13 protein-coding genes and 2 pseudogenes are annotated in these 23,589 nt (G+C 64.5%); 2 read left to right on the top strand and 13 right to left on the bottom strand.

Annotation, left to right across the window (positions count from 1 at the left end; genetic code table 11):
* Nucleotides 1-118: 118 nt before the first annotated feature.
* The gene (locus tag HEP73_RS06225; protein ID WP_185822525.1) at nt 119-760 is read left to right on the top strand and encodes a hypothetical protein; all 642 of its coding nucleotides are present in this window, start codon (nt 119-121) and stop codon (nt 758-760) included.
* 302 nt (nt 761-1,062) lie between these two features.
* On the opposite strand, the gene HEP73_RS06220 is transcribed toward HEP73_RS06225, so the two are convergent.
* Nucleotides 1,063-1,932, bottom strand: a complete 870-nt coding sequence (locus HEP73_RS06220; protein WP_185822524.1) for an alpha/beta fold hydrolase — start codon at nt 1,930-1,932, stop codon at nt 1,063-1,065.
* 152 nt (nt 1,933-2,084) lie between these two features.
* A pseudogene (locus tag HEP73_RS06215) lies at nt 2,085-2,447 on the bottom strand (DDE-type integrase/transposase/recombinase); the annotation flags it as partial.
* A 14-nt stretch (nt 2,448-2,461) separates the two neighbouring features.
* Here HEP73_RS06215 and HEP73_RS06210 point away from each other — a divergent pair.
* Entirely contained in the window at nt 2,462-2,818 is a 357-nt protein-coding gene (locus HEP73_RS06210; protein WP_185823560.1) for a hypothetical protein, read from the top strand.
* On the opposite strand, the gene HEP73_RS06205 is transcribed toward HEP73_RS06210, so the two are convergent.
* The 11 genes and pseudogenes from HEP73_RS06205 to pilG form a co-directional block, all read right to left on the bottom strand.
* Nucleotides 2,810-3,157, bottom strand: coding sequence for a hypothetical protein (locus HEP73_RS06205; RefSeq protein ID WP_185822523.1), 348 nt, complete (start codon nt 3,155-3,157; stop codon nt 2,810-2,812). The two genes, HEP73_RS06210 and HEP73_RS06205, sit on opposite strands and share 9 nt — an antisense overlap.
* Before the next feature lie 304 nt (nt 3,158-3,461).
* Nucleotides 3,462-4,037, bottom strand: coding sequence for a HEAT repeat domain-containing protein (locus HEP73_RS06200; protein WP_185822522.1), 576 nt, complete (start codon nt 4,035-4,037; stop codon nt 3,462-3,464).
* A 73-nt stretch (nt 4,038-4,110) separates the two neighbouring features.
* A pseudogene (locus tag HEP73_RS06195) lies at nt 4,111-5,477 on the bottom strand (RHS repeat protein); the annotation flags it as partial.
* 456 nt (nt 5,478-5,933) lie between these two features.
* Nucleotides 5,934-10,520, bottom strand: coding sequence for an RHS repeat-associated core domain-containing protein (locus HEP73_RS22415; RefSeq protein ID WP_221899381.1), 4,587 nt, complete (start codon nt 10,518-10,520; stop codon nt 5,934-5,936).
* 408 nt (nt 10,521-10,928) lie between these two features.
* Nucleotides 10,929-11,411, bottom strand: a complete 483-nt coding sequence (locus HEP73_RS06185; RefSeq protein WP_185822521.1) for a chemotaxis protein CheW — start codon at nt 11,409-11,411, stop codon at nt 10,929-10,931.
* A gap of 44 nt (nt 11,412-11,455) precedes the next feature.
* Entirely contained in the window at nt 11,456-12,817 is a 1,362-nt protein-coding gene (locus tag HEP73_RS06180) for a chemotaxis protein CheB (RefSeq protein WP_185822520.1), read from the bottom strand.
* Nucleotides 12,804-19,946, bottom strand: a complete 7,143-nt coding sequence (locus HEP73_RS06175) for an Hpt domain-containing protein (protein WP_185822519.1) — start codon at nt 19,944-19,946, stop codon at nt 12,804-12,806. Before HEP73_RS06175 ends, HEP73_RS06180 begins: the two co-directional genes overlap by 14 nt.
* 112 nt (nt 19,947-20,058) lie before the next feature.
* Nucleotides 20,059-22,095, bottom strand: coding sequence for a methyl-accepting chemotaxis protein (locus tag HEP73_RS06170; protein ID WP_185815604.1), 2,037 nt, complete (start codon nt 22,093-22,095; stop codon nt 20,059-20,061).
* A 40-nt stretch (nt 22,096-22,135) separates the two neighbouring features.
* Nucleotides 22,136-22,666, bottom strand: a complete 531-nt coding sequence (locus HEP73_RS06165; protein ID WP_185815603.1) for a chemotaxis protein CheW — start codon at nt 22,664-22,666, stop codon at nt 22,136-22,138.
* Nucleotide 22,667: 1 nt separating this feature from the next.
* A complete protein-coding gene (locus tag HEP73_RS06160) occupies nt 22,668-23,030 on the bottom strand; it encodes a response regulator (RefSeq protein ID WP_179566488.1) in 363 nt (120 codons plus the stop codon).
* A gap of 17 nt (nt 23,031-23,047) precedes the next feature.
* Nucleotides 23,048-23,449 carry a twitching motility response regulator PilG gene (gene pilG / locus HEP73_RS06155; RefSeq protein WP_003472648.1) on the bottom strand — a complete coding sequence of 134 codons (402 nt, stop codon included), beginning with the start codon at nt 23,447-23,449 and terminating at the stop codon, nt 23,048-23,050.
* Between the last annotated feature and the right edge of the window lie 140 nt (nt 23,450-23,589).

Below are 23,589 nucleotides of genomic sequence, written 5' to 3'. Positions count from 1 at the left end.
ACAGATTCAGGACCCAGCGCAGCACATGCCGGCGGGCCGGGCTGCCCAGGAGAGCTATGGATAGGAGACGGGAGGCCCAGCACAATGCAACCACCCAGATCCCGACCTGCAGATCACCATGAGCACAGAAGTCCGCAAAACACTTGAAAAGGAGCTGCAGGCAGCATTCGCACTGACCGCGTCGTCGCACCCGAACCTGAAAGCCAGCAAGAACAAGCTCAGTCTGCTTTCCTCGAACCAGAAGCTGGGCGAGATTTACGTCCAGCACCTACGCACCGCCGATGGCTATTACGCCGGAATCGAGCTCCATACCTGCGAAGCCATGGACTTCTGCACCATGCAACAGCCGCCCTATCCAAGCCGACTGTTGAACTCGTCCTTCATGTCCCAAAGCTCGTTATCGGAACAGACAAAGCAGTTCGGCGACGAGATCGGCGGCATCATCAGAACCCCACTGCCGCAGGAAATAGGCGCCACGGCAGCGAAGATCGATGATCGGATCGTGAAGTTCTATCTGCCGAAAGCAGAGAACTGCATCCTGGGCACCCAGGCCCTGATCGCCGACGTCATGGCCGAACCGGACAACTATGCGTATCCGCTTCTGACAGGGTTGTTTGCGGCACGCAAGAACAAGCTCGATCTGAATTCACCCATCTGCAAAGCGCTTCTCGACACCAAGGCCGTCTTCGGCGACAAGCGGTTTGATCTTGCACTGGCGAAAAAGATGTTGAAGATCGGGGACGACAATGCGGCCTGCTAAATCAGATGACATGAACGACTGATCCTGAACTCATGACCGAAGGCAGCTCGCCACCGAGATGTGATATTGCCTTCGAGCGATGCCATGCACCACCGTTAGCGAGGTGGTCACTGATGCAATCATTGAGCATGAAGCGCCCATCGCGACCCCGATATCCATGCCGCGCGAAGCAGCCGACCAAATCATCCATCCGATTTCATCTTAACAGAGCCATCTAAAACCAGCCATATTTTGCTAAATTTTCGTAAACAATCGCAATTACAACCCTACCTACATCACCACACAGACAACCAGAACCCCACCTATCTCCCACTGGCTGTTCGTCTAATCCGACAACACTGCGTGTCCGCCACCAGGAAATCCAACAGCGCGCGATGCACCGCCAAGGCGGCTTCGCGGGACTCAAGGTCCAGCAGGTGGCCAGTGTGTTGCGCCACCGAATAACTGCTGCGCCCCACATAGCGCTTGAACAGCTGGGCGTCGGCGGCGGGGGTGTATTCGTCCAGCGCGCCGTTGAGGAAATGCACCGGCGTTTCGATTTTCCGCAGTGCCGGCAAGTAGTTGCCGTCGCCCAGTGCCAGCACCTGGTGGATATGAAAGCGCGCCTGCCGGTATTCGGTGGTGGCCATGTTCGACAGGTGCAGGTGGTTATTGCGCTTGAGGCGCGGCGACAGGTATTTGCCCACCGTTTCGTTGAGCAAATGGCCGACGGCGGATTTGTCATCGGCCTCGATCAGCACGCGCACGCGTTCCACATAGGTGAGCATGGCTTGGTTGAGATTGGGCGCCAGGGCCATTACCACCGAGCTTTCGATGGAGGGCGGATTATGCGCCAGGGTGAGCAGGGTGGAAATGCCGCCCCAGGAGGCCGACACCAGATGGTTGACCTCGAAGCGCTCCACCAGCGCCCGCAGGATCTGCACTTCGTCGTCCTTGGTGACCAGGTCAAGGTCGGCGTTGTGTTCGCGCGAATAACCGGAGAATGGCAGGTCGAACAGCAGCACATTGAAGTGCTCGGCCAGGCACTTGCTGGTGCGCGCAAAGGACCGCGTGGTGGCGAGCGCCCCGTTGACAAACAGAACGGTGTTCTTGTGTGGATCGTTTCCCAGTCGCTCTACGTGGACGTTGTAGTGCTTGTAAAGTTGTTCAATGACAAAACTTCCATGGCTCATGTCAACGCTCCATTTTTCCTTCCCCGGACAAGGTCATGCATTGCGTGGGTGCAAGCGGGCGGGGTGGCGGGATGCCGCCAACCCTTATAGTTAGGTTTTCTGCAGGCGACAACTATCGTGGTCACGTTTTAGTGGATACCGCGATAGGGGATTCAGGCAGCCGCGTGCTCATAGTCGGCCGGCGATCGATAGCCGGGCGTGGAGTGCAGCCGTTGGGTGTTGTAGAAAGCGACGATGTAGTGCGTGATGTCGGCGCTGGCTTCAGTGGGGTTGGCGTAGCGGCGCTGCCAGACGCGCTCCACTTTCAGGTTCAGGAAGAACCGCTCCATCACCGCGTTGTCGCAGCAATTGCCCTTACGACGCATGCTGGCCACGAGGGCGTGCTTGGCCAGCAGGTCGCGGTGGGCCTGGCTGGCGTACTGGCTGCCGCGGTCGGTATGCACGATCAGTCCTGGTTTGGGCTGGCGCATGATGATGGCCATCTGCAAGGCGGCGCAGGCCAACTGCGTTTCCAGCGCGCCTTCAAGCCATGGTGCTTCATCAGATGAGAGACGGGAGGCGCAGCGCACTGCAACCACCCAAATCCCGACCTGCAGATCACCTGAGCACAGAAGTCCGCAAAGCACTGGAAAAGGAACTGCTGGCAGCATTCGCACTGACCGCGTCGTCGCACCCGAACCTGAAAGCCAGCAAGAACAAGCTCAGCCTGTTTTCCTCGAACCAGAAGCTGGGCGAGATTTACGTCCAGCACCTACGCACCGCCGATGGCTATTACGCCGGAATCGAGCGCTATACCTGTGAAGCCATGGACTTCTGCACCATGCAACAGCCGCCCTATCCAAGCCGACTGTTGAACTCGTCCTTCATGTCCCAAAGCTCATTGTAGGAACAGACAAAGCAGTTCGGCGACGAGATCGGCGGCATCATCAGAACCCCACTGCCGCAGGAAATAGGCGCCACGGCAGCGAAGATCGATGATCGGATCGTGAAGTTCTATCTGCCGAAAGCAGAGAACTGCATCCTGGGCACCCAGGCCCTGATCGCGGACGTCATGGCCGAACCGGACAACTATGCCGCTTCTGACAAGGTTGTGTGCAGCACGAAAGAACAAGCTCGATCTAAATTCACCCATCTGCAAAGAACTTCTCAACACCAAGGCCGTCTTCGGCGACAAGTGGTTTGACCTTGCACTGGCAAAGGAGATATTGAAGGTCAGGAGCAACAATGCGGCCTGCTAAATCAGGATGGCATGATACAGCCGTACTGAAAATATTGACTAAGGAGTGGCTCCCAACAAAAGATAGACCAGAGGAACATCCGATTCAAAAAGATATTTCTTCTGGTCCATTTTTTCGACAGCCGCCGCCGCTCGACCGAGGGACTGGCCTACGGCGGCAGGATCCGCCAACGGAGAATTGCACAGCCGTTCGGGTGCGTCGATCGCGAACGCACACCACTCGGATGGCGGGTGTCGCCATCATCCCGGAAGGTCGAACACGATGACGCTTAGAGCACGCCACGCGACGTGACTAGCAAAGAGAGTCCAACAGCGTCTGAGCTGCCTGCCTTACATGGGCAGCCGGATCGTTCAGGTAAGGCGTTATCAGACAAGCTTCATCTGCGGAGATAAGCCCGTCAAGTTCATCGATTGCGTTTTCTCGAACAATTGGATCCTCGTCATCCAGGGCCGTCAGCAACAGCGGCCGTGCTTCCTTATCAAGCGCTTCTTTTGCATATCTGAGAGCCGCGCCCCGGACATAGGGAGAAGGATGGTGCAGTTGCGATGAAATGATCGGCCATTCCGCCGAACCGATCCGCCTCAGCCCATCAATAGCAGCGGCGACAACCAACGCTTCATCATGATGGAGGAAGTTCTTTATCGCCGCCTCACTCTCAATAGAAGAAGTCATCCCCAGGCCACAGATACCTGCACGTAGACGTTTATTGGAGAGACTTCCCAATATCGTCTCCAACGCATGTCTGTAGTCCTTCGCCAGCTCAGCGGCGACTACGTCGTAAAAGTCGTCATCATCAAGGACTTCACAGAAAAAAAGCCCCATTAATTCATCAAACGACTTTCCTACTATATTAATTAGAGCAGCCATACCAACCCACAAATACGACGAATTTCATTCAAACTCTTGCCCCGAAGCCTAGGTGGAAATTCACGCTGAATATCAACCGGTTGCCGGTGGCGCCGTAGCTGTAGCCGTCGATCACTGTGCCGGTCGGACCGTCCTTGAATGCGGTCAATCGGCCCAGGGCGTCGTAGTCCAGGCTCACCACCGGGGCGGTATTGCCAGCGGCAGTCAGGGCACTGAGGTTGCGAAGGCGAAGCCGGTGCTCAGGCCGTCGCTGAGCGTATCGCTGATCGCCAGCGGGCGGTAGTCCTGGTCCAGCACGCGCTGCATCGGACGGCCGTTGCCGTAGGACCAGCTCGCCACCGGGCCGAACGGGTAGTAGGTGGCGTTGCCCAGCAGCACCTGGCGCGTGCCGCCGGCCGGGGTCACGCCCACTTCCTTTGTCTGGCCCTGGGCGTTGCGCACGTAGTCCACCGCTGCGCCGTCGGGATAGGTCAGCCGGCTCAGCTGGCCGGCCTTGGTGTAGGCGTAGCGCAGCACGAACGTCTTGCCATTGGTGGTCTGGACCTTGCGCACCAGGTCGCCGAAGCGGTCGTAGCAATAGTCGGTGGTGCCGCTGCCGTCCTGCATGCGGGTCAGGCGGCCGACCGCGTAGGTTTCGCCGCTGGCGCACACGGCCTGGTTTACGTCGTAGGTATAGGTGACGTTGAGGCTGCTGGTCGGATAGGCGACTTGGATCAGCCGGTTCAGAGAGTCGTAGCTGTAGGTGGTGGCGACGTTACGCGCATCGGTCTGCGTTGCGCGGTTGCCGGCGCTGTCGTAGGTATAGGTCGTCGTGCGGGTATCCGGGCTGGTCAGCGTGGTCAGGTCGCCCAGGCCGTTGTAGGCGTAGGAGGTGTCCAGGCCCTTCGGGTCGGTAACCTTGGTCAGGTTGTCGAGCGCGTCGTAGCCGAACTTGGTCTCAGCCGCGATGCCGCCCACGTCCTGCAGCGTGCGCGCCAGGCGGTTGAGCGGGTCGTAGTCGTTCTGGGTGACGTGGCCGAGCGCGTCGGTCACGGTCTTGGTGTTGCCGTTGGCGTCGTAGCCGAAGTCGGTCGGGTCGCCGCTGGCCGTGGCTTGCGTGGCAAGCTGGCCGAGCTGGTTGTAGACCCGCGACAGCGTGCGCTTGAGCTTGCCCGAGGCGTCCTTGGTGTCTTCCTTGACCCGGTTGCCGGCATTGTCCAGCGTGTTGCCGGCGTTGTCGGCGATATCGGTCAGCCGATGCGCCGCGTCACAGGTGAAACGGGTGAAGGCGCCGTCCGGCTGCGTCACCTGCTTGACCAGTCCGGTCGGCCAGTAGTCGAGCTGAGTGATACGGTCGTCGCTCTCGCTGCTGTCGTCGCTACCGCGCACCTTGCTGACGGTGAACCAGCCGCGCGGGTGATAGGTGTAGTCGGTGACGATGTCATTGGCGTCCTTCACCGACGGATCAAAGGGGACCCGAGGGAACATGCACTTCAAACAGATACTCCCTCTGGTCCATTTTTCCTCTGGTCCATTTTTCATGCAGAAACGTCCCTTAAGCGACTGCCGTCGACAAGGAGCTTTCGTGAGGGATAACGAAATAAATTTATTTAAGCAAAAATCAACAGACTCCCATTAACCACTAACCAGGCGCAGGAATGAACTCAATTTTACGAGTTTTTATCGTTAATATTAGCCAATGCTCCGAGCCAGGAGGTCGCGGCGAGTCCACAGGATAGGTATTGGGTATAGCAAGCCATCGAATGGTTTTTTTACAATCTTTTCTATCTATGAGGTTGAAGTTCTCCAACCCACGCTCTTGCAAGGCACTCTTCACTTCATCTGGCGGATTTTCATCTAAACCCAACGCAGTTTTGCAACATTCGGAAAAAGCCGGACAGGACACCGCCATGAGCATTAGTAACCAAAACTTTCGCATTTATTTTCCTCTCTTCGCCTTATAGCTTGATTGAGTTGATCAATAACACCCTTGTCATCGACTCCTTTGGCTTTCAGCTTTTTAAGACAGGATATTGTTATTTTATCAGCCCGGCACTCCGTCTCAAAAGACTCTCTTTTCCATTTCTCATAATCATAATCTTTGGGCCAAGGTTGAGCCCCCCTGGGTCGACCAATACATGACCCGGGATGTAACGCTTCTAGGAAACGCTTATGTTCATTTTCATGAAGCTGAGTGCATTCTGCGCTGCAGCCGGTGTTGCAGTTCCCAGCCTCTATACCCCCCTTTCCATCGCAATACGTCAGCCCATACGCTCCACCACAGGTTTTGGTATCCCAAATAGGCTCCAACCCCCGGGGGTCAAAAAAATTCACAGGGCTAGATAGTGCATAACTATAAGTAGACCCGCCCCCCCTCAACCCAATCGGATCACTCTGCCCATACCGCCCAGTGCCCGGATCATAGTCTCGGAAATAGTTCTGATTGAACCCCGTCGCCGCGTCGTAGCGCTGCCCCGGGAAGCGCATGTCGAACACGAACGCGGTGCCATCCTTGTCCGGGTCTTGGTTGGGTGAGGTGTTGCCAAACGCTTCACCCTTCAGGTCCCAGGTCCAGATCGCCACGTCGCGCACCGGGTCGATCACCGCCCGCGGACTGCCCAGGTGGTCCGGCTGCACGTAGCGCAAGGTGTTCTTGGCCAGCACGCCCACAGGCAGGTCGTCCAGCCAGATCGCCTGCTGAAGCGGGGCACCGTTGTTGTCGTAGTCGCCCAGCCAATGGCCGTTTTCGTCGTACAGCGTGTAGGTGTTGGTCTTGCCGACCCGGCGAACCTGCTCGCCTCGGCCGTTGTAGGCGTAGTTCATCACGACCGTTCCAGCGCGCTTGGCCTGTCCGATCCTGCCGCTCGCTCCGTACACGAATTCCAGTGCCGTGCCGCCGATCGAGGTCGTGTTGCCGATCGCATCGTAGGTGCGCGCTGTGCCTGCCACCGCACTCAGGCGATGGTTGGTGGTCGGATAAGTGTACGTTTGGGTGGCGGTGTTGACCTTGGCGCTGAGCCGATTGCCGGTGGCGTCGTAGCTGTAGCCGTCGATCACCGCACCAGTCGGGCCGTCCTTGAATGCGGTCAATCGGCCCAGGGCGTCGTAGTCCAGGCTGACCACCGGGGCGGTGTTGCCGGCGGCGGTCAGGGCACTGAGGTTGCCGGCCGGGTCGAAGGCGAAGCCGGTGCTCAGGCCGTCGCTGCGCGTGTCGCTGATCGCCAGCGGGCGGTAGTCCTGGTCCAGCACGCGCTGCATCGGGCGGCCGTTGCCGTAGGACCAGCTCGCCACCGGGCCGAACGGGTAATAGGTCGCGTTGTTCAACAGTACCTGCCGCGTGCCGCCGGCCGGGGTGACGCCCACTTCCGTGATCTGGCCCTGGGCGTTGCGGACATAGTCCACCGCCGCGCCGTCGGGATAGGTCAGCCGGCTCAGCTGGCCGGCCTTGGTGTAGGCATAGCGCAGTACGAACACCTTGCCATTGGTAGTCTGCACCTTACGCACCAGATCGCCGAAGCGATCGTAGCAGTAGTCGGTGGTGCCGCTGCCGTCCTGCATCCGGGCCAGGCGGCCGATCGCGTAGGTTTCGCCGCTGGCGCACGCGGTCTGGCTCACGTCGTAGGTGTAGCTCACGTTGAGGCTGTTGGTCGGATAGGCCACCTTGATCAGCCGGTTCAGGGCGTCGTAGCCGTAGGTGGTCTTGATGTTGCGCGCATCGGTCTGCGTGGCGCGGTTACCGGCGCTGTCGTAGGTGTACGTGGTGACGCCGGTGTCCGGGCTGGTGAGCTTGGTTAGGTCGCCCAGGCCGTTGTAGGCATAGGTGGTGTCCAGGCCCTTCGGGTCGGTGACCTTGGTCAGGTTGTCCAGCGCGTCGTAGCCGAACTTGGTCTCCGCATTGATGCCGCCCACGTCCTGCAGCGTGCGCGCCAAGCGGTTGAGCGGGTCGTAGTCGTTCTGGGTGACGTGACCGAGTGCGTCGGTCACCGTCTTGGTGTTGCCGTTGGCGTCGTAGCCGAAGTCGGTAGGGTCGCCGCTGGAGGTGGCCTGCGTGGCCAGCTGGCCGAGCTGGTTGTAGATCCGTGACAGCGTGCGCTTGAGCGTGCCGGACGTATCCTTGGTGTCCTCCTTGACCCGGTTGCCGGCATTGTCCAGCGTGTAGTGCAGGGTGTTGCCGGCGTTGTCGACGATGTCAGTCAGCCGATGCGCCGCATCGTAGGTGAAGCGGGTGAATGCGCCATCCGGCTGGGTGACCTGCTTGACCAGCCCGGTCGGCCAGTAGTCGATGTTGGTAACGCGGTCGCTGGCGGTATCGGCACCGCGCACGGTAGTGGTCGTAAGCCAGCCGCGCGGGTGGTAGGCGTAGTCGGTGACGATGCCATTGGCGTCCTTCACCGACAGCACGCGGCCAGCGCCGTCATAGGCCAGGTACTCGGTCGTCCGACCAAGGGCATCACTGATCTTCCACAGGTCGCCCTTGTGGTGCGCACAGGTGGCCGGTGCCGCGGCGCAGGTGCTGTCGTTGCTAGGATAGTAAGTGTAGCGGGTGGTGTCGTCGACGTCGGTGCGGGCGCCATCGACCGCCTTGAGCAAGCCCAGGATCGGGCAGGCGCTGTCGGTCGCGGCCACGTCGGACGCTTCGCAATAGCTGTATGTCAGGGTGCGCTGTTCGCTGGAGGTCGCGCCGCTGGTCGACATCTGCACCGGTTGCAGCCGGCCGTTGTAGGTGTAGGAAAGGGTACGACCGCCGCTCTGCACCGACAGCAGGCGATTGCTGGTGGCGGCCGTGCGCGTCGTCGTCGTGCGCTCCTGCGATTGCCCGATGGCATCGCGGACGGTGTGGATGTTCACCTCGACGCCATTCTCGGTCGCCTCGACGTAGCTGTGCCCGGTCTCGACCCCACGCCGATCGATCACGCTGCTCAACCGTCGGCGGAAGTCGCTGGCCTGGTCGTTGTAGTTGTACTGCAGCGTGCCGTCGTTCCTGACTACGGCTCCGACCTTCGGCGATGCGCCACCCGCATTGGTCATCGTGTAATCGGCCGTGTCGCCCAGCGCGTCGGTGACGGTGGTGCCGGTAGACGAATACGTGAGGGTGACGCCGTCGATGCCGCCGGCGTGCTGGCTGGAGATTGCGCGACCTGCCTCGTCGTAGGCAAAGGTGCTGAAGCGCTGGCCGTCTTCCGTGGTCACTCCGGTCAGATGGCGCGGGAAGCGCGTGTCCTCGTAGTGATAGGTCCGGCCATTGCCATCGGCGTAGGTCACGGTGACCAAGCGCTGTTGATCGTAGCCGTAGCTGGCGAGTTGGACGCCACCGGAGACGACGCCGGCGATCAGTGCGTCGTCGTTGTCGTCGGCGTACACCAGCTCGATGGAGCGGCCCTGCAGCGAGGCGATGCTCTGCAAGCGGCCGCGCGCGTTGTAGGCATACACCAGCCCGCTGCCATCCTCCCCCATACGCGAGATCAGCTTGCCCTGGACGTCGAAGGTGTAGATGGCGTCCTGGCGATACAGGACCCATTGATCGCCATTGGCGATGATGCGCTCGCCGGAGGCATTGGCCGCGCGATAGTCCGAGCCCACTTTGCGGAACGGTACGGCGTAACCGCTGCCCTCCACCAGGCCCAACGCATCGCCCTGGACCGTCAGATGCAGGCTGTGCGAGAAGGTCCAACCTGGCCCGAACCCTCCAGCGTTAAGTGCAATGCCCGAATGGTAGTAGCGCGTCAGGGTGACCCAGCCCAGATCAAGGTCGCGCTCGGTCTGGAACTTCTCTCCGGTTTTTACGTCGCAAGGGTTTCCGACCAGCCCAGATGAATCATTGGAATCACCATCGCACTGCAACTGTTTGGTGACAATTACTGCTGCAATATCTTCGTTTATGCAGGCATTTTGATCACTATCCCAGTGCATGTAAGGATTCGGACAAGTCGATATCTTATAAACTTGAAACTCACCGGAATCAGGAGTGCAGGATCCATCGTCTGCATCAAAATGTGAATAAGTGTATTGATAATCCCCTAGCTCCAGCCCCTCATAGTCTGAGGAGTAGGGATACCAATCGCTAGTCCGCACAAACGTTGACGATGCGCAAGGAGGGCTATTTCCTTGATTCTGCAAGGCAACCATCTTCTCGACAAGCTCATCCTCCTTATCCGAACTCAGGGAATTGATACCCCAGAATTGGACTTTCCGCTCCTTTTTTCCCATCCAGTATGTTATGGAAATTTCACCATTTTCAGAAGGGAGAGTTGATTTTATTTCTGTTACGTATTGATACGCATCAGGTGCATCGGATGGCCCCGGGATAGTCCGAATAACCGCCTCGGCTTGCGCTTGCGTGTCGTAGGTTCCATATGAATTTCCCAGCGCATCGCGGACAAGGAACTGCTGTTTCTTCCCTTCTGTCGCTGCGAACGCGGAAGCCATGAACAGGAAGATCAGCGCCGTCACGAGCGCGAAGCGCGTGGCGTTTTTGTATGTACGATTGCGGTGCATCGTGGTCATTGCGCGTCCTTGCAAAAGTCAGTCAATTCAGTCGAATCAGGCATCGCCGACGCATATCCCGCGGGCGTATCCCACGGGAGGCCGATCGGCTCCATTGGGTGCGGCGACCGATCTCCTCTCGGCACACAGCAGCACTCAGCCAACGGCGGCTGGATACGCGGTCGGTGCATCGAAAATCATACATATGGAAATGCCCGGCATCGGGCATGTCGTCTCATCCCTGAGCGAGGCAGTACGGATGGGGGATGCACATTACGCATACGACAATCCTTGTCATCCTGATCCATGATGTTAAACAATGGCACAGCCACTGGCAATCGGGCGCAGCCGGCTCCGCTCAAGCTTGCCTACCATCGACCATGACGGTTGCAGTCCGCAGTCAGAAGGAAGGCCGTTAGAAGACTGACCTCAGGTCGAGCCAACAGCCGAAAACCGCTCCCCAATCATCCCCTCGATCGCCTCCATATCCGGCAGCAACGCACTCTGCTCCCCTAGCAGCACACGCATATGCACGCCGGCAGGCAAAGTTTCTTCAGAGGCGTCAGCAAGCAAACCGTCGCGCGGGACCGAGATCAGTTGCGGGAAGGATTGGGTGATCAGGGCGAAGTACGGCAGGTCGGGGTTGCCGCCCAGCGCCTTCAGCACGACGATCTTGTTATTGGAGGCTACGGTTTCGCTGCCCAGGCCGGTGAGGCGGGCGAACGAGAGCAGCGGGACTTTCCAGCCGTACCAGGCGATCTGGCCGAGCAGCCAGTGCGGGGCGTCGGGCAGCGGTTCGACCGGCACGCGCGACATCACTTCGGCGACGGTGGCGTTGGGCAGCAGGGCCCGCTCGCTGCCGGCCTGGATCAGGACTCCGCGGATTTCGTCGTTGCTGGCGTAGCTGCTCATGGATTACGTCGTCCTGAAACCGGAAAAAGCACGCGGGCGGCGGCTCAGCCGCCCCATCGCGCGGACAGGGCCTGCGCCAGCTGCACGGGATCGCCGCTGGGGTGGCCGTGGCTGATCAGCTGTGCGGCGGCGGCAGGGTCGTAGCAGCCGTCGCCGGTCTGGCCGGCCACCCAGGCGCCTTGTGCGGCGAGCGCGAGAACGTCTTCGACCTGCTGCGGGTCGCTGCCGCTGAGCAGCAGCACGGCGCTGTGCGCGGCCGGCAAACCGCCAACCACCGAGGCGCCTGCCTGCTGGGCGACGAAACGCAGGCCGGCGGTTTCGCCGCTGCGCACGCCGACATCGTCGGGCAGGATGTAGACGTTGCCGACGCCGACAGCCTGGCCGGCTTCGGCCAGCAGCACCGGCAACGCGGACACGCGCGCGATTTGCTTGACCAGGTTGCCGTAGCGGCCGCCGTCCAGGCGCAACTGCACCAACAGCGGTTGCGGGAAGTCCGCCGGCAAGGCGGCGAGCAGGCGGCGGATGGCATCGGGACCGCCGATGCCGGCCATCACCAGCACCGCACCCTGCGCGACCGTGACTGCCGCGGCAGCGGCGTTATCGATGGTGGACTCCTCCTCGGAATCCAGCGCGACCAGCGACAGGCCTTCGGTGGAAATCTGCATCTGGCTCAGCGGCGCGCGCGCCTGCACCACCAGCGGCGCGTCGTCGTCCACCAGCGACCAGGCGCTGGCCGGCAGCGGCGGCGGTGAGCTGGCCGGTGCAGCGGCGGATGCCGCCTCGGTCGCGGTCACCGGTTCGGGCACCGTTGCAGGCGTGGCCATATCGCCGGCAGCGATCTGATCGTGCGAGAACTGCAGATCCTCGAACCCGGGCGCGGCATCGGCCGGCGGTTGCCAGGCATAGAAGCTGTCGCCGGGCACGGTGGTGGCGAAGCTGGCCGCTTCCTCGACGTGGAAGCCGATCGGCGCGCCTTCGTGCAGTTGCGCCGGGGTGGCCGGCAGGCCGGGTTCGGGCTGCAGGCCTGTGTCGGTTTCGCGCCCAGGCGGCAGCACGTCCTGGTGGCCTTGCAGCTTGGCCGCCAGGTGCCGCGCCCAGCGCTGCGCTTCCCAGCCCTCGCGGCGCGCGGCCAGTTCGGCCTCGTCGAAGATCACGGTGAGGCCGGGCAGGTCCAGCGCCGCATCCAGCCGTTCCAATGCGTCCTCGATCGCCGGTTCCAGCGCGATCAGCACCGCGTCGGGCGCGGCGTCGGCCAGGGTCTGCGCATCGATCGCGCCGGGGTCGTCCTCGAGCACGATCGACGCGCCGACCTGGTGCAGCGCCTCGCGCAGGCGCTCGCGCGCCTGGCCGGGACGCGCCAGCAATGCGACCGGGGTCCCGCTGGCGGCGCCGTCATTCGCGAACACGGGCGATCCCCAGCAGGTCGTACACGTTGCGCATCAGATCCAACTCTTGGTAAGGCTTGCCCAGGTAGCGCTGCACGCCGATCTCGAAGGCGCGCTGGCGGTGCTTTTCGCCGCTGCGCGAGGTGATCATCACGATCGGCACCGATTTGTAGCGGGGGTCGGCGCGCATCGCGGTCGCCAATTCGTAGCCATCCATGCGCGGCATCTCGATATCCAGCAGCATCAGGTCGGGGACGCGCTCGTCCAGGCGCTCCAGCGCCTCGATGCCGTCGCGGGCGACGATCACGTCGAAGTTGTGGCGTTCCAGCACGCGGCCGGTAACCTTGCGCATGGTCAGCGAATCGTCGACCACCATCACCAGCGGCATGCGCCGCTGTTCGGCCGGCGCCGCTTCCACCACCGGCCGCGCCGGCTGCGCCAGGTAGCGGCGCACCAGCGGGGCGACGTCCAGGATCACCACCACGCGGCCATCGCCGGTGATGGTGGCGCCGTAGATGCCTGGCACCGAGGCGATCTGCAGGCCGACTGGCTTGACCACGATTTCGCGGTTGCCGAGCACCTGGTCGATCGCCACCGCGGCGCGCAGGTCGCCGGCGCGCACCAGCAGCAGCGGCACCTGCGCCTGTCCTTCGGCGCGTGCCGGTGCCTGGCCGACCAGCGAGCCGAGGTCGTGCAGCGCGAATTCCTCGCCGCTGTAGTGGTAGCCGCCGTCGGCCGCTTCGAAACGCTCGCGGCTGATGCGGCCGATGCCGCTGACCGAGGCCACCGGCACGGCGAAGGTGGTCTCGCCGATCTGCACGAACACCGCCTGCGTGACCGCCAGCGTCTGCGGCAGGCGCAGGGTGAAGGTGACGCCCTGCCCCCACACCGAGTGGATGTCCACCGAGCCGCCGAGCTGGCGCACTTCGTTGCGTACCACGTCCATGCCCACGCCACGGCCGGCCAACTGGCTGACCTGGTCGTAGGTGCTGAAGCCGGGAGCGAAGATCAGCGAATCCAGTTCTTCGTCGGACAGCGCGGCGCCGATCGCGATCAGGCCGCGCTGTTCGGCACGGTGGCGGATCGCGTCGCGATTGAGGCCAGCGCCGTCGTCGGCCACTTCCAGCACGATTTCCGAGCCTTCGCGGCGCAGCCGGATGGCGATGCTGCCCTCTTCCGCCTTGCCCGCAGCGCGGCGTTGTTCGGGCGTTTCCAGGCCGTGCGCGACCGAGTTGCGCAGCATGTGTTCCAGCGGCGCGATCATGCGGTCGAGCACATTGCGATCGAGTTCGCCGTGGGTGCCTTCCAGGGTCAGATGCACCTGCTTGCCGGTCTCGCTGGCGGCCTGCCGCACCACGCGGCGCAGCCGCGGCACCAGGCCGTCGAACGGCACCATGCGCGCGCGCATCAACCCGTCCTGCAGTTCCGAACTCACGCGCGACTGCTGTTGCAGCAAACCGTCGTACTGCCGCGCCAGGTCGTCGAGCACGCCTTGCAGGCCACCCAAGTCGGCCGCCGATTCGTTCAGCGCGCGGCTGAGCTGCTGCAGCGTGGAGAAGCGGTCCAGTTCCAGCGGATCGAAGCTCTGCTGGGTCTGGTCCTGCTCGCGCTGGTAGCGGGCGACGATCTGCGCTTCGGTTTCCAGGTCCAGGCGGCGCAGCTGGTCGCGCAGTCGCGCGTTGGTGCGGTCCAGTTCGGACATCGCGCCGCGGAATGCGCCGAGCTGCTGTTCCAGCCGCGAGCGGTAGATCGCCACTTCGCCGGCATGGTTGACCAGGCGGTCCAGCAGGTCGGCGCGCACGCGCACCTGTTCCTGCATCGGCCGCGCGATCATCGACTCTTCGTCGAGCGTGCCGTCCACCGGCAGCGGCGCCGACAGCGGCGCCGGCGCCGGTGCGGGCACCGACTCCGGATCGACCGCGGCCTGGATCATCGCCGCCACATCCGCATCGGTCTCGGTATTGGCAGCAGTATCGATGTCGTCAGCGGCGAACGGCAGGCTGCGGCCGTGGGCGCGCGCGTCGAAGCGGCCAATCAGATCGAACGGCATCGCCACCGCGCGGTGGTTACCGGTGAGGGTGAGCAACTGATGCAGGCGGTCGAACCCGCGTTCGAGCAATTGCACGTCGCTGCGGTCGAGTTCGGTGCGGTTGGCGGCCACCGCCTCCAGCAGCGATTCGATGCCGTGGCCGAGATCGCCGATCGGGTTGACCCCGGCCATGCGCGCGCCGCCCTTCAGCGTGTGCAGGTCGCGTTGCAGGCCGGCGAGCGCGTCGCGGTCCTGCGGCGCGGCGCGCAGTTCGGCGATCAGGCGGTCGCAATGGTCGAGCAGGTCCTTGCCTTCCTCGACGAAGATATCGACCAGCTCGCGGTCCAGATCGGCAAAGTCCAGCGGGCCGAGATCGACCGCGGCCAAGTCGATGGATTCGGTCGAGGCGGTGTCGTGCTGGGTGGATTCGGCGAACGACGGTGCGTCGGCAACGTCGGCGGGCACGCGATGCGCGTCGTCGGTCGCGATGTCGGACGGCTCGGTGATTTGGGCGTGTGCCGGCTCGGCATCCGTGTCCGCGGGGTGCACCGCGTCGCCCGCATGTTCGGCGTTGTCCAGCGTGACGTCGGCAACGTCGCTGGTTTGCGTGTCGTCGGCGTGCGTCTCGTGGGCATGCGGCGCTTCGACCGGTTCCGGGTCGGAACCGGTGTCGCCTTCGTGCCCGGCATGGTGCTCTGGCGCGTCGGCCGTGTCGGTCGAATGCGTGTGTTCGAGGTCGGCCGTTGCGCCGAGCGCTGCGTCCGCATCGGCATCGGCGGATTCGGGTGCGGCATCTTCGGCGTGCGGCGTCGGCGCGTGATCGTGCGCGTCGGTCGCCTCGACCGCTTCGGCGTCGGCCGGATGCGTTTCGATGTCGGCCTGCGCGGCATGGCCATCGACATCCTGGTCGATGGTCTCGTGCTGCGATTGCGCTGCGGCATCCACGTCGTCGTGCGCGTGTGGCGCGGTGTCGGCATGCGCCGCCGCGTCGTCCGCCACGGGTAGCGGCTCGGCATCGTCATTCGCCGATACCGGCTCGCTGCCATGCCAATGCGTGGACGGCTGCACCGGCTCTGCGTTGAACGCATACCCCTGCGGATCGCGCTCCTGGTCGTGCTCACCTTGATCGTGCTCGCCTTCGGCATGCCCGGTTTGGTCGTGCGCGCCTTGCGGGTCTTCCTGGTGCTCGCCGTGATGGGTTTCGTCGTGCGTCGCGCCCTCGTCGGCCGCTACGTCCTGCTCCTGCGTCTCGACCGTCGCTTCCACGGGCGGCGGCAGATCGCTGTCCGCCGGCACACGCTCCTCTGCCAGCGGCGCCTCGACGGTCAATTCGTCGAGCTTGCCTTCCTGGGCCAGAAGGGCCTGTTCATCGGCGTCGATCGCGACAGGTTCGCTGTCGGCTGGCGCGGCGGCGACCGCGTCCGATTCCTCTGCTGCGCCGTCCGCATCGTGTGCAACGTCGGATGCGGCACTGTCGCGCTCGTCGTGGGCGGATGCGTCGTGTACGTCGAACGCAGGCGGCGACGATGCCGTGCCGTCGGCAACTTCTTCGCTCGGCGCATGGGAATACTCGGCATCGAATGCCGGTGCATCGGCTGCAGACGCCGCCGAGGCATCGGCATCGGTGCTTTCGGCGACAGGCGCGGCGGCGGCGTGATCCGCATCGGTGCTGCCGGCCGCTTCGAGATGCCGTGCATCGCCCAGGTACGCCGACAGGTCGTCGGCCGAGGTGAGTTCCACCGCCTGCAGCAACTGCGCGTCCAGCCCGGCATCGGCGTGCGGCTGCGGTTCGTCCTCGTCTTCTTCGTCGTGCGCGATCGAAGGCCACTGCACTTCCGGCAACGTGGCGACCAGGGCCTGCAGACGCTGCGCCAGCTCGGTGAACGGCGGGATCACCGGCGACGGCGCCTGCAGTTCCTCGATGGTGGCGGCGATGGCCTGAGCGGCATCGTCGAGCGCACGCACGCCATCGGCGTCAGGCACCACGGCGGCGGCCAGCAGGCGCTTGACGTAGCTCTCGGCCGGGCCGGTGACGTCGGTGATTTCCGGCACGTCGGTCATCGCGAACGCGCCGCTCATCGTGTGCACCGCGCGCAGCAGCGCCTCGGTGGCCGGCTGCGGCGCATGCTGCAGCCAGTCGCGGACCGTCTCCAGATGCGTGCCGACTTCGGCTTCGAGGATCTCGCGCAGCACGCTGTCCACCGAGGCCGGCGTGCCGGCGCGCGGCGCGGCAACGGCCGGTGCCGGCGCGGCGGCGAAATAATAGGCGTCCTCGCCTGCCGCGATGCGGTCGGCGACCGCCTGGATCGCGCCCAGATCGGCATGGATGACGCCGTGCCCGCGCAGTGCCGCATTGAGCTGCGGCAACACCTCGTAAGCCAGTTCGACCATGGTCACCACGGCCGGGCTGGCCACGCGGGTGCCATCGAGCACGCGATTGAGCATGCCCTCGATCTTCCAGCTGAACTCGCCGAGCACGCGCGCACCGACCAGTCGGCCGCTGCCCTTGAGGGTGTGGAACACGCGCCGGATCGGACGCAGGCTTTCCATGTGATTCGGCGACGCGCGCCATGCCGGCAGCAGGGTGCCGAGGTTGACCAGTTCCTCGTCGAATTCCTCGAGGAACACCTCGCGGATGTCGGCGTCGATCTCGCCACCGTCGTCCACGAAGCCGCCATCGATGGCGACCGGCGCGGGCGCCTCGGGCGCTGCGACCGCATCGGTCGGCGCTGGCGCGTGGTCGGCGGCGGTCTCGGTTGCGCCAGCGGACTCGCTAGCGGCGGGCGCGGCGACATCGAACTGTGCGGCAGCGGCGTCGAGTTCGGCGAGGAATGCGGCCGAAGCGGCATCCAGTTCGATCGGCTGGATGCTGGCCTTGTGCACGCCGGGCGCCGGCGCTTCCGGCTCCGGGGTCGGCTCCGGCCAGGCCAGGTCCACGAACGGGCTCTGTTCGGCGCCTGCATCGGCGTCGGTATGCTCGGTCTCGCCGGTGTCCGCGTGCGGGGCTGTGTCGCTCTCGGCCTCGGCCACGAACACGGTATCGCTCGACGAAAGGTCGATGGTCGGCGTGGCGTGCTCGGCGACAGCGTCGCTGTCGTCGTCGGCCAGGGTCGCCGGCGTCTCGTTCCACACGATGTTGTGGACCTCGTCGGACGCGGCATCGGCGAAGGCCGGCGCATCCTCCAGTTCGATCACCAGTACATCGTCGTGGACGTTGTCGGTGGGCGCGGCGCCCGGGGCGTCGACGATGACCAGGGCCGGATCGTCGTGCTCGGCAGCGGCTTCGAGTTCGGCGTATTCGGCGGCCACCGGGTCGAAACCGTAGTTGGCCGGCGCTTCGTCGGTCGCGGGCGTGGCCTCGCCAGGCGCGACCGCCTGCTCGGCCGACGCATCGGCACTCGTCCAATGCAACGCATCGCCTTCCAACGCCAGCGTGTCGGTGCTGATCTGCAGCGGCTCGACGGCGGCCGACCATTCTTCCTGTTCGGCGGCGACCGGATCGAAGCTGATCGGCGACGAGGCGACGACGGACGCATCGGCGTTGCCCGCAGCGCTGACTGCCATGGCGGAGGACTCGGCATCGACATCGGCGTCGATACGCTCGGCAGCCTCGGCGTTCGCAACGGCGTCGGTATCTTCGTGCAGCGTCCACTGCGGCGCCTGCGGCGTCTCGCCCGGCAACGGCGGCGGCACGCTCGCGGCGATCGGCGCGTCAGCGACCGGCGCCAGATCCCAGGACGGCACCGGCGGCGGCGCGGACACCGTCCTCGGCACATCGGCAATGTCGTCGGCCGACGCGGCATCCAGCTCCGCCACGGGCGCGAGCGATGGCGCATCGGTTGCCTGCGGCACCACGCCCTGCGGCGCCGGCACCTCGCTGGGCAACGGCCAGTAGCGCAGCGTTTCCAGGCTGGTGCGGGTGATGTCGAGGATTTCCTCGCGGCCCGGGCGGCGCTCGCGCAGCGCTTCCAGGTAGTACTCCAGGCTGGCCATCGCATCGGCCAGCGTGTCCAGCTGGCGCCCGCTGGGCACGCGGCGCTTGCCGATCAGTTCGGTGGCCACGTAGCGGCGCACGCCTTCCAGGTAATCGGCCGGTTGCGGCAGTTCCAGCATGCGCAGCGCACCGGCGACCTCGCCGAGCAGGCGCGGCACTTCGGTCAGGCGCTCGTGTTCCCAGTTGGTCTCGATGAAGGCGACGAAATGCTCGCGCGCGGCGGCGAAATTGGCGATCGCCTCGTGCGCCAGCACTTCCACCGTGCGCCGCGCCTCGGCGGCGCTGGCATCGTCGTGGATGCCGGCGCTGGCGCCGAGATAGGCGACCTGATCGTCGAGCGAGGCATCCACGTACAGCAGCGCGCCGGCGATATCCAGCAACAGGCCCTCGTCGGCCTGGCGCTCGCCCTCGACGATGCTGCGCAGCGCATCGCGCTGCTGCACCACCACGCCGCGGGCCACGCCCAGGCCCATCACGCCCAGGGTGTCGGCGACGCTGCCCAGTTCGTCCACCTGGGTCTGCAGCGCGGCGACGTCGCCGCCGGTGCGCAGGTGCAGGTCGAGCGCGTCCTTGACCCGCAGCAGTTCTTCCTTGATCGCGGTGCCGACGGTGTCGAGCAGTTCGCGGTTGCGGCCGCTGAGGCTGCCGCGGGCATGGTCCAGTTCGGCCTCGGTGGCGGCGCTGGCGTCGGGCGACAGCGCGAACAGCGCGCCTTCGCTCAGCCCGGGCTCGCCGCGCGAGGCGCGGATTTCGTTGAGCAGCGGCAGCAGCACGATCGGGATGTCGCGATGGCCGTCCTGCAGACGCTCCAGGTAATCGGGCAGCAGCACGGTGCCGCGCATCAGCGTGGCGCAGGCCTCGTCGCGGTCGGGCACCTGGCCGTTCTGCACGGCGATGGCCAGCAGTTCCAGTTCTTCGGCGACCATCGCCGGCGCGTACAGTTCGACCATGCGCAAGGTGCCCTGCACCTGGTGCAGGTAGCCGGCGCAGAAGCGCATGCGGCTGGTGTCGGCCGGGTCTTCGACGAAGTATTCGATCTCCCCGCGCACCTGGCGCAGGGTCTCGTCCAGCTCCGGCTTGACCCAGCCCAGGGCGGCATGGCTCATCGCATCGCGCAGCGCGCTCATCGCGGCGCTCCCGCGGACGGCCACGCGCCGCGCGTCGCCAGCGCGGCGGCGGTGAGCAGGGAGTGTTCACGGTACGTCATGTGCGCTTTCCTTCCACCCTGTTCCGATCCGCTCACGCCGGCAGCTTGAAGTCGGCGACCGAGCGCCGCAGATCCGCCGCCAGCTGCGCCAGCCGTCCGATCGATTCGGCGGTCTGGCCGGCACCTTGCGAGGTCTGTCCGGTGATGCGGCGGATCACGTCCATCGTCTGGGTGATGTCGGTCGCCGCGGCGGACTGCTGGTGCGCGGCGATGGAGATGTTCTTGATCAGGTTGTTGAGCGCGTTGGAGACGCGCTCGATCTCGGTCAGCGCGGTGCCGGCGTCTTCGGCCAGGCGCGCGCCGGACACCACTTCGGAGGTGGTCTGCTCCATCGAGCTGACCGCTTCGTTGGTATCGGCCTGAATCGTCTGCACCAGGCCTTCGATCCGGCGCGTGGCGCCGGAGGTGCGTTCGGCCAGGCGCTGCACTTCGTCGGCGACCAGCGCGAAGCCGCGGCCGGCCTCGCCCGCCGAGGCCGCCTGCACCGCGGCGTTGAGCGCCAGGATGTTGGTCTGCTCGGAAATGTCGTTGATCAGTTCGACGATCGAGCCGATCTCCTGGGTCGATTCGCCCAGGCGCTTGATGCGCTTGGAGGTTTCCTGGATCTGGTCGCGGATCTGGTCCATGCCCTGGATGGTCTCGCGGACCACGCCGGCGCCCTCGGCGGCGATCACCACCGAGCGCTGCGCCACTTCGGCCGACTCGCTGGAGTTGCGCGAGACCTGTTCGATGCTGGCGGCGATTTCGTTGATGCGCTCGGACGCCGAACCGATCTGCTCGGCCTGGTGGCCGGCGGCCTCGGCCAGCTGCAGCGCGGTGGCCTGGGTTTCCTCGGTGGAGATGGCGACCTTGGCCGAGGTGTCGTTGATCGTGGTGACCAGGTGGCGCAGCTCGTCGACCGCGTAGTTGATCGCGTCGGCGATGGCGCCGGTCATGTCCTCGGTGACCGAGGCCTTGACGGTCAGGTCGCCTTCGCCGAGCGAACTGATTTCGTCGAGCAGGCGCATGATCGCCTGCTGGTTGCGGCTGTTGTATTCGACCTGGGTCTGGTAGCGGATTTCCTGGTCGCGGGTGCGGCTGCGCACCGAGGTCCAGACGAAACCGATGATCGACAGCAGCGCCAGCAGACCGGATACCACGCCCAGCCAGAAATTCGGGAACAGGCGGGTGTCGCGGGTGGAGCCGAACGCGGAGAATGCGTCGAACAGCTTCTTGCTGTCGTCGAGCATCTTGTCCGAGCCGGCGGTCAACGCCGCGGCCGAGGACTGCGCGGCGAACAGGCTGCGCGAACTGGCCAGCAACGCGTCCAGGTCCTTCTTCATTTCCGCCCACTGCGCCTGCGACTGCTCCAGCGCGGCCAGCGCGGCGGCGTTGCGCACCGGCGCGATGCCCAGTTCCTCGTTGCCGTTGCGCAGGCCCTCGAGCATCTGCCCGAACACCACCGAGTCGCGCGCCAGCGCATCGCCGGCGCTGGCCGCGCCACTGCCGCCCGCCCGCATCTCGGTGACGCGGCGGGCCATGGTGCCGGCCACCACCACCTGTTGCAGGGTGTTGTAGATCTGCGCGGCGGGCGCGCCACCGACGGTCATCGCGCGCACCACCTCGTTCAACTGCGCCTGCAGCTGCGGCACGCCGCCGACGAAGCGCTCGGCGTTGCCGGCCAGCGCCAGCACCGCCGGCTCGCTGTCCACCACCTGCTGCGCGTTCTTGCCCAGCGGGGTCCAGGTGCGGTTGAGTTCCTCCAGCGGGCCGGCGATGCCGGTCTCGTTGGCATAGCGCGCGTTGAGCGCGGCGACGGTGCTCTCCACCCGCGCCTTGGTCTGCTTGAATTGCTTGTAGGTGGCCGCGTTGCCGGAGACCGCATCGCGGCCCTGGTTGGCCAGCTGCTGCGACAGCACCTGCAGGTCGGCCGCGCCGGTGCTGGCGCCGGCCAGGCGGTTGCCCTGCCAGGTGGCCACGCCGGTATTGGCGCCGAACACGATCAGCGACAGCGCCAACAGGCCCAGCCAGAAACTCGTCCCCATGCTGCCAAGCTTGCTGGCCTTGGGGGCGTCCGGTGCAGTACTCATGATTCGACCTCGATCTTCGATGCGAAGGCAGGCCGCGCGCTCAGGCGGCGGCTTGACGGAATTCGGGTGTACGCGACAGCAGCGACAGCGAGAACACGCCCCAGTCGTGGGTGTCGCCGCGGAACGCGCGGTCGACGAAGTGCGCGTAGCGGCCCTGCGCCAGCTCGCCGGGTTCCACCGCCTGCGATTCGGCGAAGCTGCGCTGGCCGAACAGTTCGTCGATGGTCAGCGCCACGTCGCCGCCGCTCTGGCGCATGATCAGCACGCGCTGGCCTTCCAGCAGCGACGTGCGCTGGCCTTCCATGAACTGCTTCAAATCGACTACCGGAAACAGGTTGCCGCGCAGGTTGCCCACGCCCAGCAGCCACGGCTGCGCGCCCGGCACCGGGATGATCGGCGGCATGCGCACGATTTCCACCACCTCGCGGAAGTCGGACACCAGATGGCGGTTGCCGACGCGGAAGCCGACGCCGCGCCAGATGTCCTCGTCGAATTCGCGCTCGGGCATCTGCACCGCGTGCGCCAGGCTGCGCTGCTCGTAGGCCTCGAGGATGTCGAAGGGCGAACGCACGTCAGCCGACCAGCTGGTTGATGCGGGCGATCAGCTCGTCTTCGCGCGGCGGCTTGACGATGTAGTCGGTGGCGCCCTGGCGCATGCCCCAGACCTTGTCGGTCTCCATGCTCTTGGTGCTGATGATCAGCACCGGGATGTGCCGGGTGGCTTCGTCGCGCGACAGCGCGCGGGTGGCCTGGAAGCCGCTCATCCCCGGCAGCACCACGTCCATCAGCACCAGGCTCGGCGCCTGCTCGCGGACGATCTTCAGTCCGTCCTCGGCGTTGTCGGTGGCGAGCACCTCGTGCCCGGCTTTTTCCAGCCACTGCGTAAACACCGCCCGGTCGGTCGGTGAGTCCTCGATCAACAAGATTCGAGCCATGGTGCCTTTCCCCCTGGTCAGGCGTTGACGTATGTACGGATCGCGCCCAGCAGTTCTTCGCGTGTGAAGGGTTTGGTGAGGTACTGCTCGGAACCGACGATGCGCCCGCGCGCCTTGTCGAACAGGCCGTCCTTGGAGGACAGCATGATCACCGGCGTCGCCTTGAACAGCTGGTTGCCCTTGATCAGCGCGCAGGTCTGATAGCCGTCCAGCCGCGGCATCATGATGTCCACGAAGATGATCTGCGGTTGCTGATCGGCGATCTTGGCCAGGGCCTCGAAGCCGTCGGTGGCGGTGACCACCTCGCATCCCTCGCGCTTCAACAGCGTTTCGGCAGTACGGCGGATCGTCTTCGAGTCATCGATCACCATGACCCTCAGTCCTGCGAGTTCCCCACCCGCAGTCGTGTTTTCACTCATTCACTTGCCCCCAGGCGCGCGACGCTTCATCGGTTCCGACGTCGCTGCGAAACGACATGTATCCCAAGACCCGCTCGGACTGTCAAGGCCGCCGCCACGGCTCTGCTTTGTGTCACTTTCCAGCGCTAACTATGTCACAG

It is taken from the genome of Xanthomonas sp. GW (genome assembly GCF_014236815.1).
Classification (GTDB): Bacteria; Pseudomonadota; Gammaproteobacteria; order Xanthomonadales; family Xanthomonadaceae; genus Xanthomonas_A.
This window is presented reverse-complemented; position numbering and strand designations above follow the sequence as displayed.

Coding starts and splice junctions, on each gene's coding strand:
- HEP73_RS06225 (WP_185822525.1), top strand. CDS start 119: ATGAGCACAGAAGTCCGCAAAACACTTGAAAAGGAGCTGCAGGCAGCA.
- HEP73_RS06220 (WP_185822524.1), bottom strand. CDS start 1,932: ATGAGCCATGGAAGTTTTGTCATTGAACAACTTTACAAGCACTACAAC.
- HEP73_RS06210 (WP_185823560.1), top strand. CDS start 2,462: ATGGTGCTTCATCAGATGAGAGACGGGAGGCGCAGCGCACTGCAACCA.
- HEP73_RS06200 (WP_185822522.1), bottom strand. CDS start 4,037: ATGGCTGCTCTAATTAATATAGTAGGAAAGTCGTTTGATGAATTAATG.
- HEP73_RS22415 (WP_221899381.1), bottom strand. CDS start 10,520: ATGACCACGATGCACCGCAATCGTACATACAAAAACGCCACGCGCTTC.
- HEP73_RS06185 (WP_185822521.1), bottom strand. CDS start 11,411: ATGAGCAGCTACGCCAGCAACGACGAAATCCGCGGAGTCCTGATCCAG.
- HEP73_RS06175 (WP_185822519.1), bottom strand. CDS start 19,946: ATGAGCGCGCTGCGCGATGCGATGAGCCATGCCGCCCTGGGCTGGGTC.
- HEP73_RS06170 (WP_185815604.1), bottom strand. CDS start 22,095: ATGAGTACTGCACCGGACGCCCCCAAGGCCAGCAAGCTTGGCAGCATG.
- HEP73_RS06160 (WP_179566488.1), bottom strand. CDS start 23,030: ATGGCTCGAATCTTGTTGATCGAGGACTCACCGACCGACCGGGCGGTG.
- pilG (WP_003472648.1), bottom strand. CDS start 23,449: ATGAGTGAAAACACGACTGCGGGTGGGGAACTCGCAGGACTGAGGGTC.